This is a genomic window from Flavobacterium sp. WG21, from assembly GCF_000335775.1.
In the GTDB taxonomy this organism is placed as follows: domain Bacteria; phylum Bacteroidota; class Bacteroidia; order Flavobacteriales; family Flavobacteriaceae; genus Flavobacterium; species Flavobacterium tructae.
The window spans coordinates 42695-58840 of sequence record NZ_AMYW01000018.1 but is presented as its reverse complement, the minus strand read 5'-3'; the positions used below and the strand labels follow the sequence as shown (position 1 = coordinate 58840).

The 16146-nt window shown below is 37.8% G+C and carries 9 protein-coding genes; 4 read left to right on the top strand and 5 right to left on the bottom strand.

Features of this window, described 5'->3' with window-relative positions:
* Nucleotides 1–30: 30 nt before the first annotated feature.
* The 4 genes from C245_RS0113795 to C245_RS0113780 all read right to left on the bottom strand — a co-directional run bounded on the left by C245_RS0113795 (nt 31) and on the right by C245_RS0113780 (nt 6329).
* Complete coding sequence (locus tag C245_RS0113795; protein ID WP_017497190.1) at nt 31–1455, bottom strand: SusD/RagB family nutrient-binding outer membrane lipoprotein; 1425 nt, start codon at nt 1453–1455, stop codon at nt 31–33.
* A 12-nt stretch (nt 1456–1467) separates the two neighbouring features.
* A complete protein-coding gene (locus tag C245_RS0113790) occupies nt 1468–4659 on the bottom strand; it encodes a SusC/RagA family TonB-linked outer membrane protein (protein ID WP_017497189.1) in 3192 nt (1063 codons plus the stop codon).
* A gap of 814 nt (nt 4660–5473) precedes the next feature.
* The gene (locus C245_RS0113785; protein ID WP_017497188.1) at nt 5474–5911 is read right to left on the bottom strand and encodes a VOC family protein; all 438 of its coding nucleotides are present in this window, start codon (nt 5909–5911) and stop codon (nt 5474–5476) included.
* A gap of 10 nt (nt 5912–5921) precedes the next feature.
* On the bottom strand, nt 5922–6329 hold the full coding sequence (locus C245_RS0113780; protein WP_017497187.1) for a VOC family protein: 408 nt from the start codon (nt 6327–6329) through the stop codon (nt 5922–5924).
* Nucleotides 6330–6589: 260 nt separating this feature from the next.
* Between C245_RS0113780 and C245_RS0113770 the strand changes: the two genes are divergently transcribed.
* The 4 genes from C245_RS0113770 to C245_RS0113755 all read left to right on the top strand — a co-directional run bounded on the left by C245_RS0113770 (nt 6590) and on the right by C245_RS0113755 (nt 12748).
* The gene (locus tag C245_RS0113770) at nt 6590–7570 is read left to right on the top strand and encodes a GlxA family transcriptional regulator (protein ID WP_017497185.1); all 981 of its coding nucleotides are present in this window, start codon (nt 6590–6592) and stop codon (nt 7568–7570) included.
* A gap of 203 nt (nt 7571–7773) precedes the next feature.
* Complete coding sequence (locus C245_RS0113765; protein WP_017497184.1) at nt 7774–9381, top strand: class I SAM-dependent methyltransferase; 1608 nt, start codon at nt 7774–7776, stop codon at nt 9379–9381.
* Between the two features lie 707 nt (nt 9382–10088).
* Nucleotides 10089–11621, top strand: coding sequence for a sulfatase-like hydrolase/transferase (locus C245_RS0113760; protein ID WP_017497183.1), 1533 nt, complete (start codon nt 10089–10091; stop codon nt 11619–11621).
* 95 nt (nt 11622–11716) lie between these two features.
* On the top strand, nt 11717–12748 hold the full coding sequence (locus tag C245_RS0113755; protein ID WP_017497182.1) for a hypothetical protein: 1032 nt from the start codon (nt 11717–11719) through the stop codon (nt 12746–12748).
* A gap of 297 nt (nt 12749–13045) precedes the next feature.
* Here C245_RS0113755 and C245_RS23735 read toward each other — a convergent pair whose 3' ends face one another.
* Nucleotides 13046–15952 (bottom strand): S8 family serine peptidase, encoded by a 2907-nt coding sequence (locus C245_RS23735; protein WP_017497181.1) that lies wholly within the window; start codon nt 15950–15952, stop codon nt 13046–13048.
* Nucleotides 15953–16146 lie beyond the last annotated feature (194 nt).

Here is a 16146-nt window from a genome sequence, read left to right as displayed (position 1 = left end):
CCGTTTGCTTTCTCCTTTTTAAATTAAGGTTTACTTTGCGTCAAACCATAGTTTTGTAGTCAGCAAATCTTTTCCCTGAGCAGATACAGCTGTCTGATAACTGGCTCCATTCAGTGATTGTTCTGTTCCCGGATAAAAGAAACGTGAAGGAATCTGTCCGTTCAAAACGGTAGCCGGACCTGCTTTCAATACCGGATAGTCCAATCTTCTCCATTCTGCAAAAGCATCAAGACCCTGCCCGAAAAATGCGATCCATTTTTGTGTACCAATCGATTTAGCATAATTCGCTGCATCATACTTTACCGCTGCCTGATTAAGATAATTTGAAATTGTAGTGGCATCAGTAATTCCAAACTGATTGAACGATGCTGTAATGGCATTTTTATACAACTGCTCTGCATCTCCGGCAATATAACCGCGAGCCACCGCTTCTGAAAGATTAAACAATACTTCAGAATAAGAAACGATTACCGCTGGTGATGACGAAGTTAAAAAATAAGCTCCCGGCTTTGATGTTTTAGCAAACCCCTGGCTGTTAGCATCACTGTTTGATAATCCGTTAGCACCTCCTACATATTTTCCAACGCTTGCATCTGTTGGCAACTGGGCATAAACTGGCAAACGCGGATCGGAGAATTCATTTAACTTATCCACCAATGTTTTCGAAATACGAAAGTCATCACGGGTTTCAAACCAGGCCGAAGCAGGATTTTGCTGAGGTGAACTCGTGAAAGTAAACTTAAAAGTTTCGTTGTTGTTACTAATTACTCCCGCAGCATCAGTAGTTGCATCGATCGCCGCTTGTTTGGCTAAGGCAGGTTCTCTATCAGAAATTCTCAATGCGATTCGCAAGCGAAGTGAGTTTACCAATTTTTTCCATTTCGAGATATCGCCTTTATAAGCCAAATCTCCCGTTACACTTCCACTAGTTGGATTTAGTAAAGACTGCGCTTGTTTTAAATCTTCCAATAAACCGGTGTACACTTCTTTTTGTGTGTTGTATGCCGGAGTTACTTTTAGGCCTGCTTCTTTATACGGAATGCTCCCGTAAGCGTCTGTAAGCAATAAAAATGCCCATGAACGTAAGGTTAACGCAATTCCTTTGTAATTTGGATTTGCCTGCTGATCCGGAAATTTCAGAATGGTGTTTAAATCTGTAATCAAAGTGGCGTATCCCGTATTCCACAATGTAGTGAAAGAAGTGTTCGATACGTCATATCTGTCCGGTTCTGTATACTGAACTTTAGCCCAATGCTGCACAAATAGTAACGATGCATTAAAATTATTGTCGGCTCCCCAGTACAAATCGGCTCCCTGCTTTAACGTGCCTGTCAATAGATAAGGCGCTAAAGGTGTTTCGGTTGCATTTGGATTTTTATTAATATCATCCAGAGTGTCACTACAAGAGGTAAGTGCTACCGCAAATAGTGTTATATAAGCTATTTTTTTTAGCATGATTTCGCGTTTTTAGAATTTAAGATTAACATTCAGACTGAAGTTTCTCGTAGTTGGTAAGGACAAGCTCTCCAATCCCTGAGCATTTCCGGTGTTAAAAGCGGTTTCAGGATCAATGTTTGGTGCATCTTTGTAAATAAATAAAAGGTTTCGGCCTACCGCAGTGATACTTGCTCCTTCTAGTCCCAGTCTTCTGGCAAATTTCTTATTGAAATTGTATCCCAGTTTTATTTCTCTCAGTTTTACGAAAGTCGAACTGTAAATATAGGCTTCACTAATATTGTAAGATGCTTTATGAAACTCCTGCGCACTAATCACCTGAGTATTTGGGGTTCCATCGGCGTAAACTCCGTTAAATAGAACTCCGTCATCATACACCGTTACCCCATTTGGTGCTCCACCACTGGTTACTAATGTTTTTGGATTGGCTGTACTGTTGCCAGGGTAGTAGTAATTTAAACCTCCGTTTGCTGCATCGCGACCAGCAAGTGTCTCAGCCAGTACTCCGGTATAAGTACCTGTTCTGTTGGTTCCCGAAAAAATATCTCCGCCCACACTGGCATCGATAAGAAATGAAAATTCAAGATTTTTATAGCTCAAAGTGTTGGTTACACCTGCTAAAAAGTCCGGAGTATAATGTCCCAATACTCTTTTTTGAGGATCGGCTTTCGGTAATCCGTTAGCTCCAACTACTATATTTCCGTTTGCATCACGTTGATACGCTGTACCATAAAGTGCTCCATAAGCCTGTCCTACCGACGCCAGTACATCAACACCTCCTGATGTACCAATAGTATAGTTTTGGATTTGTTTGTCATAATCCAAAATCTTTACTTCACTGATGTTTTTTGAATAGTTAACTCCTACATTCCATTTAAAATTTTCGGTTTGAATCGGAGTTCCGTCTAACTGAACTTCAATACCACGATTGTTTATTTTACCCGCGTTGATTAATTGCGAATTATAACCACTTGAAGCCGTAGTTTTTATTTCTAAAATTTGGTCAAAACTGTTCGTATTGTAGTAAGCTACATCTAAGTGCAGTCTGTTTTTCCAGAACGAAGATTCTATACCCAATTCCGTAGAACGAGTGGTTTCCGGTTTCAGGTTCTCATTCAGTTTTTTCTTCGCTGAGGTTTGAATAGGGTTTCCGTCAAATGCAGTTTGAAAATCGTAAACCGTAGACAATTGATACGGATCTGCATCGTTTCCTACTTCAGACCAGCCTCCGCGAAGTTTTAAGAAATCAAGTGTGTTACTTTTCAGATTGAAAGCATCAGAAACTACAAAACTACCATTGAAGGAAGGGTAAAAATAAGAACGGTTGCTGCTTGGTAATGTAGACGACCAGTCATTACGGGCAGTTACGTTTAAATAAGCATAGTTTTTATATCCAAACTGTGCTGAAGCATAGGTGCTGTACACTCTTAATCTTGATAGTGAATTCGACGAAGTCAACGGATCTCTTGAATTCGTTAAGGTATACAAATCCGGTACGGCCAAACGTGGTGCTTTTTGATAATTATTGGCATCACTGTGGTTACGAATATTGAATCCAGCAAGAGCATCCACACTAAAGTCTTCGTTTAGTTTTTTGGTATACGTAAAAATCCCTTCTGTATTTCTTTCGTTTACCGTGTAAGCATCTTCTGCATAGGATCCAAATGGGGTTCCGTTTGTACCATACTTAATGGTGTATTTTCTACGATCGTTGTAATAATCAACTCCGGTACGGAATTTAAAATTAAGTCCGTCGATAATTTTAGCATCCAAATGAATATCTCCTATTATACGGTTACGTTGTTGGCTAGTGGTGTTATAATAGGCATTCCAATAGGGATTGCTGTAATAGCTGTTGTTCCAGTTTACCTCTCTGTTGTTCTGAAGCTGATCGATATCTACCTGGCGTCCGAACCAAAGGAACTGCAGCATCACACCAGCGGCACGGTTACCTTGCGGACCACCCGGAAGTGCGGGTGCATCAGTCACAATATAGTTAGCCGTTACCCCTACTTTTATGTTTTTAGAAATTTGGTAATTTGTATTAACCGTAAAGTTTGTTTTATTTGTTTCACTGTTAGGTACTGTACCCAATTGTTTTTGATTGTTTATTCCTAAACGAAAATCTGATTTTTCATCCGATTTAGCGATGGATACGCTATTATCGTAGGTAATACCAGTGTTGAAAAAGTCTTTTACATTATTCGGATGTGCTACAAAAGGTACCGCAACACCATTAGAATAGAACTGTGGAATAAGACGACCGTCTAATTTAGGCCCCCAGCTTTCATCAACTCCATCATTGATTCCGCCACCTTTACCGTCTACATAACTGAACTTTCCGTTTGATCCTTGTCCGTATGAATTTTGAAATTTAGGTAAAGTAGCCACCTGAGAAATTGTGATTCCGGAATTAACGCTTATCCCCAACCCTTTTTGACTTTTTCCAGATTTTGTTGTGATAAGCACAACTCCATGTGCAGCACGTGATCCGTAAAGAGCGGCAGCATTAGGACCTTTTAATACACTTAGGGATTCAATATCCTGTGGATTTAAATCGGCAATAGCATTTTTAAAATCACGAGTGGTACCTCCGGTACTTCCTAGTTGTGAGTTGTCTACAGGAACTCCATCGACCACAAAAAGCGGCTGATTATTTCCGGAAATAGACGTTTCACCACGAATGATGATACGCGAAGATCCCATATCACCCTGCGAATTGGTAATACGAACACCGGCAAGTTTACCACTAAGGCTGTTTAGAAAATTGGTTTCTTTTGTGTCTGACAATTCCTTGCCCTTAACTGCCTGCGTGGTATATCCCAGAGATTTTTTTTCTTTTGTAATACCAAGTGCCGTAACCACTACTTCTGACAATGCATTCTGTTCCTGAGTAAGAGTAACCACAACTGAATTTTCATTGGCTGTAACTTCCGCTTTTTTATAGCCCAAATAACTTACAATTAGCGTATAAGGAAGTTTTTGCCCGGTTTGAAAGTAAAATTTACCGTCCATATCCGTTACAACCCCGTGAGTAGTTCCTTTAATGTTTATCGAAGCTCCAATAACGGGCTCCTTTGTAACAGCATCGATTACAGTTCCTTCGAGTTTCGACTGGATTAAGGGTTTAACTTCCTGTGCTTTAATACCTGCGGAAATTAACAAAATACATAATCCTATATATCTGTTTAATTTTTTTTTCATTACTTTGTTTTAGTTTAATACATAAGGTGCCCCGAAGTCGGATTTACTCTGCTCGTGCTTTCCTTATAGAGATGTACAATTTCTTTAAGCTTCACCATTTCTGTTCCCGCAGAAATGGTTCTTTTTTTAACAGCTATGCATTCGTTTCTTCATTTTTTATTATTTTGGATTACTATTTTTTTAATGTGTCTGTATAAAAGATTTCAATCTCAAAAAAGGACTTCGTCTCACTGAAATTATAGCGTTAGATTAAAAATCACATTATTGTCTGACTACTTTTAAAGGAAACTTATCTCCTATTAATTCTTATTAGTTAAAAACAGTAGTTACTATTCTTCTCTTTAATCTTCACTAATCTGATAATTTTATACTCTACTAATTTGATAGAACAAAAATAAGTTAAAATAACGAAAGCCAAAATTTTAACTCTTTTTTTTATATAAAAAATGTTAAATAAATCAACCTTCCAACGATAAACAACTTAAAATAAAATAGTTAACAAACAACTGTTTTTCCACTTCTGTGTAGGATTTTTTCTAAAGTGATTCTGTAAAGTGCATTATATTTTATACTTTCTTAAAAAATTACTTCTAACACTTTTATTTAATGTGCTTCAAAATAAGGAACAGTGAAGTAAAAGATGTAGTATATAAACGTTACATTTAATAAACCGGACAGGTTTCAAAAACCTGTCCGGTTTGATATAAAGAAATAAAAAAATGAGACCACCTTTTTGCTTAGGCGTCTCATTAGAAGTTATTAGCTGTTATTAGTCAATTTATAACTTTATTCAATTGGGTATAATCATCAAGAATTAATTATACCCAACAGATAAAGATTTTTTTTCTTGGCACGAGTAACAGAGCATCCATTGATGTCCGAACTTATCCGTAAGATTCCCGAACAAAGCTCCATAAAAAGTCCTTTCTAACGGTTGGGTAGCCTGACCGTCTTTAGATAAGTCAGCATAAACTTTTCGTGTTTCTTCTTCACTGTCAAACGTGAGCATCATCGAGAAGGCATTTCCTTTTGTCAGGTTTTCGGGAGCCATATCCGATCCCATAATGGTAAGAGTGTCGCTTTTAAGAGTGGCGTGCAAAATACATCTTCTCATTTTCTCCGGCAGCTCTTCCCTTATTGGTGAATCGGCTATGGTTTGCAGTTCGAGTTCGCCACCAAGACATGCTTTGTAGAACAACATCGCATCTCTGCAATTACCGTTAAATGTTAAATAAGAATTAAGCTGTGCCATTTTAATAGGGTTATTGTTGTGGGATTTTCGCCAGATCCATATACAGCACTTCCCAAAGGTGTCCGTCTAAATCTTCGAAACTGCGCTGCTGCATAAAACCATAGTCTTTCGGCTCTGCAGTTTCTTTACCTCCTGCTTTTAAGGCATTATTGATCATTTCATTCACTTCGTCTACACTTTCTACTGACAAGGAATTAATTACCGAAGCTTTCTCGAAAGCATTACCGATTTCTTTATTGATAAACTCACTGAATTTATTATGAGTCAACAACATCACATAAATTTCTTCGGTTAGAACCATACAGGCTGCTGTAGCATCTGTAAATTGAGGATTATTTGTAAATCCGATTGCTGTGTAAAAAGACATTGCTTTTTGTAAATCTGCTACCGGCAGATTGATGAAAATTTTTGTTGCCATTTTGTGTGATTTTTTAATTGTTAATTGATAGTACAAAGATGGAGCAGAAATCACAGAATCCACCTACACAAAAACGACAACAAAAAGGGCATTTACGACAAACTATCTTTATCTTTGAAATTGCATTGAAATCAATTGTTGTATTGCAATGATTCCGGTAAAGTGTTGCATTCAACAGTCAACCAAGTAAAATCAAGGGCTCAGCAACAGTCAGTCAATTATAAATCTTTAACGTAGTTTGATCTAACCTATAAAAAACCATGATAAAAAAAGTAAGCATTCTTGTTCCTGAAAGTTCGGTTCTGCAGGCAATTGCAGATCCGCAATACTTATTTTCGGCTGTAAATCAATTTATGACCGCCTCCGGCAAAAAATTATTGTTTGATGTACAATTAGTAGGTTTAGAGAAAGAAGTAAAGCTTAATAACGGATTGTATTCCGTTAATACGTCTCAGCTCACAAAAGATATTACCGCCACTGATTTGATTGTGATTCCTGCCTTATTTGGAGACATGAAAGCTGCGATTGCTCAAAATCAAGGACTATTACCCTGGATCAGCGAACAATATCATAAAGGTGCCGAGATTGCATCATTATGTGTTGGAGCATTTTTGTTAGCTTCCACTGGTCTGTTAAACGGCAAAAAATGCTCTACCCATTGGGGATTTCAAAATGAGTTTAGAGAAATGTTTCCCGAAGTAGAAGTCATAGACGGAAGTATAATTACCGAAGAACATCGTCTTTATTCCAGCGGAGGTGCCCATTCGTACTGGAACTTATTGCTTCACTTGGTCGAAAAATATACCGACAGAGAGACGGCTATACTTGCCTCCAAATATTTTGCCATCGATATCGACAGAGACAGTCAGGCTTCTTTTGCTATGTTTCAGGGACAAAAGAATCATAACGACGATGCCATTAAACAGGTTCAGAATTTTATTGAAGATAATATTCAGGAAAAAATCACCATTGATGAATTGGCCGAAATGGTATTGCTGGGAAGAAGAAGTTTTGAGAGACGATTTAAAACCGCAACCAACAATTCAGTTTTAGAATACATCAATCGGGTGAAAATTGAGTACGCCAAAAAAAGTTTCGAGACCAGCCGTAAAAATATCAATGAGGTAATGTATGATGTAGGTTATACCGATACAAAAGCATTTCGAACCATTTTTAAAAAAGTAACAGGATTAAATCCGTTGGAATATCGCAATAAGTATAATAAAATGGCGGTTAGCTGATTACTTCTACTTCTTGTCAATCCCTTAATTTAACACATAGAAAAACAGTTTTTTACTCTAAAAAAAGACGTTTCACTTGCTTTGAGGCTCCCAATAGTTACTTGCGAAAAATTGCTACAAAAAGAATTTTAAAATAGCCCCTAAAAAAGCGACGGTCGTAAATTAAAAAATCACTATTTTTAACTAACCTTCAACCCTTTTCTATGACCGATAAATCACAACTTCGCAGTTCTATTTTCAGACACCTTGACGGCCTGGCTGTTGCTCCGGTTGCAATTGCGCTACAAAATCATAAAGTTTTAGAGTATATCCTAGATCAAAAGCAAGTACAACTATCGCAGTTAGCTACTACTTTTAAAGCAAATGAAGGTTATCTGAATGTGGGTTTGAGAATTCTGGCCTCTCAGGGCTTTTTAGAATATGAAGTAGATAATCGTACACAGGAAATAACCATCATCACAAACGAAAAAACAGAAATTGCTTTTTCGCTGTTTCATCTCTATCAGGATGTTGTTGATTTACTCCAATTCTCCGGGCAGTTTCATCCACGACTGTTTGACGACGTACCCTTTGAAAAACTCAATCTTATTTTTGAAAAATATAAAAAAGGATATGGAATATCACCTTCTGATGATCCTTTAAAAAACAGTCTACAGGAACAGGTTTTAAAACACGTCGAAGGACATTTGATAGGTCCCACGATTGTACGTTTGGCCATGAAAGGAATGTTTCACAAATACTTTATGGAGACTTCTTTCCAACCCGAAGAGTTTCATAAATCTCCTGAAAACTTTAAAAAAATACTGGACTTTTTTGTACATCTTGGATGGTTTTTGGAAAAAAACGGCAATTATCAGTTTACCGAAACCGGTTTGTTCTACGCTAAAAGAGCCAGTGCTTACGGTGTTACAGTTTCTTATTTACCCACCTTTGCCAAAATCGAAGAATTGATTTTTGGTGATCCTTCAGTTTTAAGAATGATAGCGGATGGTGAAAATGAAATTCACGTAGATCGCGAAATGAATGTTTGGGGAAGCGGTGGTGCTCATGATACTTATTTTAAAGTGGTGGACGAAATTATTGTCAGCCTGTTTAATTTACCAATCGAACAGCAACCTAAAGGAATACTTGATATGGGTTGTGGTAATGGTGCTTTTTTACAGCATATTTTTGAAGTTATCGACAGGCAAACTTTACGTGGAAAAATGCTTGACGAGTACCCTTTGTTTTTGGTTGGTGCCGACTATAATCAGGCAGCTTTAAAAGTAACCAGAGCCAACCTTATTAAAGCCGATATCTGGGCGAAGGTGATCTGGGGCGATATTGGAAACCCTCAACTGCTTTCGGAGGATCTGAAAGAAAATTATAATATTGATTTGAGAGATTTGCTTAATGTAAGAACTTTTCTAGACCACAATCGAATTTGGACAGATCCCGAATACATCAACAAAGATAGAATCAGTACGTCTACCGGTGCATTTGCTTACAGAGGGAAAAGAATCAGTAACAATCTTGTCGAAGACAACCTTCTCGAACATTTACAAAAATGGTCTCCTTATGTACGTAAATTTGGCTTACTACTGATTGAACTGCATACGATCAATCCCAAACTGGCAGCCGCTAATATCGGAAAAACTCCTGCAACGGCTTATGATGCTACTCATGGCTTTTCGGACCAGTATATTGTGGAGATTGACGTTTTTAATAAAGTCGCAGCAGAAGCCGGATTATTTCCGGATCAATCGATTTTTAAACGATTCCCGGATGCCGATATCGCTACAGTAAGTATCAATTTATTGAAGGGGAATTAAAAACTAAAACTCAAAATTATTATTGTTTTTAACTTTTTGAGTATAATTCATTTTAACGCATAGGAACTTAGATTCAACATCTATAAAAAAGCATTTCGGCTCATTTAAATACACCTAATATCTGGTGGAAGAAATGTATTTTCTTTTTTTTCTTTTAGATTAAAATCTATGTTTCTATGTGATAAATCATTTTTTATCGATTAAACGCAACGCGATATTTAAATATTTTTTTAGTCGTTTAACATAATTACCCCCTCAGCCTTAGAATTCTTAGTTACATCAATAGTTGTAGTCTGGAAAATTACTGCTCTTTACCTCTATCCCTTATACATAAAAGAGTCTCTTCAATAACAAAATATCTGTCTAATTGAAGTCCTTCAGAGTATTGAACTCTTTGTACTTCTTAAAAATTAGATAAACTACTACAAAACAGGTATTTATACGTAATTTAAATCTGCTTAGTTATTGTAATTTTATTCTTATTAATCAGATTCAACACTGCACTACAGTATCGTCTACACGCCTTCTACAATTTATTTTGTTCGAACATTATATTGAAAAAGTACTACTGTAATTCTCTCTTCACGCCTCAATTTTTACGATAATCCAATCCCTTTTTTTGAATTATTTCAAACTGACCTATCCATATGAATTACAAATCCATATACCAACAATTATCTATTTATTAACCCCTTAAACCACAAACAATGAACTTAAAAGAAAAACTTAACGAAATTGGCCAAAAGCCGGACATGATTTTAATTATTACTGATGAGCAGCGCGCTACTCAACATTTTCCACCGGGATGGGAGGAAGAAAATCTTCCCACACTGACTTTTCTAAAAAAGAATGGTTTTAGTTTCGACCGTGCATTTTGCAATACCTGCATGTGCTCCCCTAGCCGTTCGACCTTATTTACAGGTTTATACCCTGCGAAACATGGCGTAAGTCAAACGCTAACCGAAGGTGGTCTATTGTCGCCTCAGGAGCCTACACTTAGCAATGCACTACCTAATATTATGAATACTCTTTGGGCCGATGGATATGATGTGCAATACCGAGGAAAATGGCACATGAGTAAAGGTGTTGCTCCTAATGGAACTAAAACAAACTACGAAGATTTAACGGCTGCCGATATTTCACTCTTTGGGGCTATGGGCTGGATTTCTCCCGATGCCGGTGAAGATGTGAACCCACTTAATTTTGGGGGTGGCTACGCCAATCACGACGCCAGATACACTGCCGAGGCTATCCAATATCTAAAAGAAGTGAGAGCACAAAGAGCTGCTGGAAATCATAAACCCTATTGTTTGATTCTTTCACTCGTAAATCCTCATGATGTATTGGCTTATCCCAATACAGCAGGTACATCAGGATATCATCCGGACAGCTGGTCAGGTAGAGAAATAGGACTTCCTGCTACTGTAAACGAAAATTTACTGGAAAATAAAAAACCTATGGCTCAGGAACAAATTCTGATTAATATGGCTTTAACTCTTGGAGCGATCAATAGTACCGAAGATAAACTGAATTATATTAATTTTTATGGCTATTTGTTAAGTCTTGCCGACAAACAGTTTGGCTACCTGATCGACGAATTGTACAGAGAAGATGAACACGGCAAAAAACTAGCCGATTCAGCCTTAGTTACAATGACATCCGATCATGGAGAAATGGGACTCGCTCATGGCGGATTACGTCAGAAAACTTTTGTTGCTTATGAAGAAGCTTTAAGAGTTCCGCTTGTCATATCTAATCCGATATTGTTTAAAGATCATCCTGTCAAACACTCTATGGCTTTAGCAACCTTAGCAGATATTTTTCCAACTTTTATTGATATGGCCAACATATCCAATCCACCAACGGGACTTGCTGGTACCAGTTTACTGCCAATAATGCAGGACAACACTCCTGTTCAGCACAGTATTTTGTTTACTTACGATGATATCAAAGCAGGTTCTAACAGTACCTGGACAATCGTAAGAGCTGCGAATCGCATTCGATGTATCAGAACCGAAAAATGGAAATTCGATTATTACTTTGATGCCGCTACGGCCTACTTCAAACAGTATGAGTTGTATGATTTAGTTAATGATCCGTTGGAAATCACAAATCTGGCCTACGATCCGGCTTATAGTGAAATCAGACACGAATTAGAAGAGCAACTGCATCAGCTGGAAGTAGAGAAACTTTGGGTGAATGCGCCAAAAGATGTTTATAGTACGACAACGTTTAACTAAAAACAGTTGCAGGACACAGTTCCAAAAAAGTATAAAACAATAACCCGTTGGGTGATTTCCCAACGGGTTAAAACAACAATCAAAAAAGAAAAATTATGTCAGAAAATATAAATCTGGAAGTCAATACGGCAAAGTATACGGATTTCAATTATCCTAATGGCGGAGAAACCAGCATACAAGGCGTAAGAGGCGTAACAGGATCTGAAAATGTATACATTTCAGGCAGTTTAATAGGCCTTAATGATATTGTTCAGGGCTTAATTTATGAAGGACCACTTAATGGAAGCGGTAATCAGGGCAAATGGAACATTGTAAATTTTCCAAGTACACCAACAGCAACGGTTATCAATACCTCTTGTTACGGTCCTAATAACGGACATCAAGGCAAAGTACAAATAGTAGGCTCCTATAAAATATCTGCCTCTTCGGGTAAAGCTCCAAGCGGAAATCTTGGTTTTTATTACGAAGGTCCGGTAGATGGTTCAGGAACCTGGATTCAAGTGTCGCCAAATGACGGTAATACCAATAATGTATTTGTTCATAGTATAATGGGCGGAATCGCTGTTGGAAATTATGATGTAGGGAACGACAAGAATGGATATGCATTTCTGTATGATGTTGTCACTAAAGAATACATTGATTTTAAAGTTCCGGATTCCTTAACGACTACTTTGTACGGTATCTGGCACAATGGCGATGATCATTATACTATGGCAGGCGGTTATTCGAGTGCTAAATTAGGGGAAATAAGCCAGGCTTTTCTGGTCGATTATAATTCCAAAACAAAGCAAACGAGTAATTTAAAATCGTTTAGTTATAAGAATGAAACGATTTTGTCTGTAGTTACACATTTTGAAGGTATCACTGCATCCAAAGACAATGGCTATCATATGCCGTCTGACTGGATTAGTGTTAACGGAAAAGATATGGGAGCTTCCTTTGTTGCCGTAAATCGAAATTCAGATGGCACATTTGGAGAAGCCAACTGGGTAGATATTGATTTTCCGAATGCTGACAGTACAAGTGCTAATACTGCTTATCAAAATAGTATTTTAGGTGTTTATACGGTCAAAGATGATTCGGGTACCGTAACAGTCTCTTCGTATGTTGCAAAAGTTCATCCTTGAAAATAGAGTAATAATCATCTAAGTTGAAAATTTTAACGCGAAACACGCGAAGAATTTTAGCTGCATACACTTAGAAAAACAAAGTTCGCAAAGCTATATCTGAACAAAGCTTTGCGAACTTTATGCTTTTCACATAAAACCTTGTGCATAAAAAAACTTAGCGTACTTTGCGTTAAATGTCAAAGTCTGCAAAGCTTTTCTTTTATAAAAAAAGAAATCGCCTCAAGTTTTACATTGAGACGACTTCCTTCAATTTTATACACTCATTAAAGTAATAAGTATTTCACTCGAAAAATATTAGTTTTTAATTATTTTTCTGGTAACTACTTTTCCATTTTCAGAGATAAACTGAACGATGTAAATTCCCGGAAGTTGTTTGGAAATATTTACACTAAATTCTTTTTGTTTATTTGTTTTTTCTTCAAAAACAACTGTATTGAAAATACTTGTTATTTTTAATGTTCCCTGCTCCTCACTATTGACCGCTATTTTAAATACTCCGTTTGTTGGATTTGGATAGATGGCAACAATACGAGATTCAGGAGCTTCAACAAGTGACGTGGCGCCAGCTTTAGCATTCGGTTTAGCTTTTACCAGTGCAAAACGCTCTCCTCCTTCAAGTTCTCCGCTTTTAGCATCTTCCTGAACAAGGTCTAAGGTAATTTGCTCTTCTATAGGGAAATCTTTTGCCACTTTGAAATCAAATGTGATTCCGAAAGTTTCATCGATATCAATAGGCAGGTTTGCTATGGATGCTTCTCTGGAAGTAATAAGGATCTTATTTTTATCTAAAATCTGTACGCCTTTCAAACTTCCATTGGCCAATGCTCTTTCAAATAGTTTTGGATCCAGTGTAGCTTCAACTGTACCGCCCAAATCAAAGAAATTATTCTTCAACTGTTCGTTAAATCCTCTGTCTATAAATCTCACGTTGATATTTTTAGATCTGATTCCTCTGATGAATACCGCAGTTGGAGGGACAAAATCAGTCGTATTCAGGTTGTAAACACTTAAATTTTTCCAGGCAATATTGTTGTTGTTTTTGGTATTTACACCTATACCCACATTAGTTTGTTCATTAAACATCGGATCTTCTGATGATTCTATTCTTGCCGCTAAACAAAAGTGATGTACATCGTAAGTGAAATCAGCAGGATTTGGTGGATACCAAGGAATCACTACTGTAGCATTTCCACCTGCAGCAATTGCCGGGATAGCTACCTCTCCGATATAATCACCATGCAATACAGATCCTACATAAAAATTAACAAAATTGGTAGGCCATGTTAATCCTGAAGAAGCTTTTGCAAAATACAGTTTCACTTTTCCGGATGCACTGGCAACGGTTCCTTTATTAGTAACTTTAACGTAAACTCCGTTTGGAGAACTTAATTTAAACTCAGGATTTTCATGTGCAGTTCCTCCATCAATAGTTTGTCTTACCCAAATATCATCACTGATCCACATAGGTCCTGAATCCGGATTTGGTTGTAATCCCACATCAAACGGTCTGTCTTTGATGTAAAGATCCGGTACGGTAATTCCGGTTACTACTGTTGAGAAATTCTGACTTCCATTAACCAAACTTCCTTTGTGAGTTACTGTGATAGTATATGTTCCCGCTGCGCCAACAATTCTGATGCGCTCAAAAGGATCTCTGGTATTGTCTCCCAATCCGTTTGTTGTTGCGGTAAGCAATCGGTAGGGAAAATTAGTTCCCGCCCCATTAGTCACACGAATGTCTAAATCGTTTATCAATTTTGCTGTACCAATATTTGGTGTACTTCCTGAATAAGCAACACCGGCAGGATCTGTCCATGAAATAGAAGCAATTAACGGATTAACTCCGTCTGAAGTTACCGACAATGTATAAGTACCACCATTCGCCAGTGTACTTTCCTGAACAATAGACGCTGTTCCGTTTTTTGTAATGGTTTCCGCAGCAAACTTTGCGTTCAATAAACCCCATCCAAAAATAGCATCAGGACCAACAGCTCCTGCATCGTCTGCGGTATGGAGCGCCAATCCTTTTAGAGTGGCAGCACGCATAAAGTTTCCGGTCAGATTTTTATAATGTTGTTGTAGCAAAAGTAGTGTTCCGGTTACATTTGGAGCTGCCATTGAAGTTCCGCTGGCATTACCATAACTGCTATTGGTTAATGGTGTTACCGGATTTGTAAGTGTAGCTGTCGAATAAACAGAGGCTCCGTTTCCGGCAAGATCCGGTTTGATTCTCAAATCATCTGTAGGTCCTTGACTGCTGGATCCGCTAATGGTAACACTTGTTAAAGCTCCTGTTGAACTTATCACAGCGTCATTAGCATTAGCAATCACCAGATTGTTTTTAGAGGTCGAAAATCCTGTAAGTTTATCATAAGCGGTAAAACCACCTAACGGACTTGTATTTGCAGTGTTATCTCCGCCATCATTTCCGGCTGATTTCACCTGCAGGTAGTAAGGAGCATTAAACATCAGATTGTCCCAGTCTCTGGCAGTAGTTTGATAAGCACCAAACTGCCACGGAGCGATCAGAACTGTTCCAGCAGAATTTCTTGTAGCCCATCCATAAGAATGATTGGAGATCAACATTCCGTTTGCCGCTGCTGTAGTGGCTTCAGACAAATCGTTAGTCCATTCGTTCGTTCTGGCATTTCCCTGAAAGGCCATTCCTTTAGATGCCGCTACAGTACCTGCCGCAACAATAGTACCTGTAACGTGATTGGCGTGTTGGCTGTTGTTACTCCCGGCAACAATAGCAGTAACCCCATCGTTAATTGACACTCTTCCGCCAAACTCATTGTGAGTAGGAAGTGTAGCACCGCCATCCCAAACATAAGCCGTCATGTTTTGTCCGTTAAGGTTCAGTCCTAAACCACCACCAGAATTCAAGTAATTTGCCCGAGTGGATTTTGCGGCATTTACATTTTCAGTAGCAAAATAGATAGGCGTTTTGCCATCGGCACTTACATCAACTAATTCGCTTGTGGTTCCATTTTTATTACTAAATGAAGTACGCCAGCCATTAGTTTTCGCAAGATTACTGATTCTTTGTTTCTTCTGGTCCGCCTCGGTTTGGTATCTCTGACTCAGAGACTGAAGTTCAGATACGTTACTTCCGGACCTAATTTTTGCAATATCATTCTGGGTTTGTGCGTAAGTGGCTCCACAGACACACAGCAACATAATTTTGTATAAATTTTTCATATAATTTGATTTAAGGGGTGAATCATTCTTTATATCTCAAAAATCTTTACAACTAAAAAGGAGGGCTTCTGGTTTCCATAATTTGAATGGTTTAAAGGTTAAATAATTGGTAGAATATTGTAAGATTTAACATTGCAGTAAGCGTATCCATGAAAGTGCTATTTACCTACAAACTTACTATAGTTTGTAGGATT